1 protein-coding gene is annotated in these 806 nt (G+C 65.3%); it reads left to right on the plus strand.

The genetic code is table 11. The annotated features are described in order from the left end of the window. Positions 1-773 (plus strand): Tn3 family transposase (locus PG883_RS23625; protein WP_029780790.1); only part of this gene is annotated, 773 nt, incomplete at its 5' end. Positions 774-806 lie beyond the last annotated feature (33 nt).

Below are 806 nucleotides of genomic sequence, written 5' to 3' on the forward strand. Positions count from 1 at the left end.
CCTATGTGCTCGACGGCCTGCTGTACCACGAGTCCGACCTGCGGATCGAGGAGCACTACACCGACACGGCCGGCTTCACCGATCACGTCTTTGCCCTGATGCACCTGCTAGGCTTCCGCTTCGCGCCGCGCATCCGCGACCTCGGCGAAACCAAGCTGTACGTGCCGCAGGGCGTGCAAGCCTACCCGACGTTGCGCCCGCTGATCGGCGGCACCCTGAACATCAAGCACGTGCGTGCCCACTGGGACGACATCCTGCGCCTGGCCAGCTCGATCAAGCAGGGCACCGTCACCGCCTCGCTGATGCTGCGCAAGCTCGGCAGCTACCCGCGCCAGAACGGACTGGCCGTGGCCCTGCGCGAGCTGGGCCGGATCGAGCGCACGCTGTTCATCCTGGACTGGCTGCAAAGTGTTGAACTGCGCCGCCGCGTGCATGCCGGCCTGAACAAAGGTGAGGCGCGCAACTCGCTGGCCAGGGCGGTGTTCTTCAACCGCCTTGGGGAAATCAGGGATCGGAGCTTCGAGCAGCAGCGCTACCGGGCCAGCGGCCTCAACCTGGTGACGGCGGCTATCGTGCTGTGGAACACGGTGTACCTGGAACGCGCCACCCAGGGGTTGGTCGAGGCCGGCAAGCCGGTGGACGGCGAGCTGCTGCAATTCCTGTCGCCGCTGGGCTGGGAGCACATCAACCTAACCGGCGATTACGTCTGGCGGCAGAGCCGCAGACTGGAAGACGGGAAGTTTCGGCCCTTACGGATGCCCGGAAAACCTTAGCGTACGATTTTTTCCGAATTCTGCGGGCTCCCC

This window comes from Aeromonas sp. QDB25, from assembly GCF_027707725.1.
GTDB lineage: Bacteria > Pseudomonadota > Gammaproteobacteria > Enterobacterales > Aeromonadaceae > Aeromonas > Aeromonas caviae.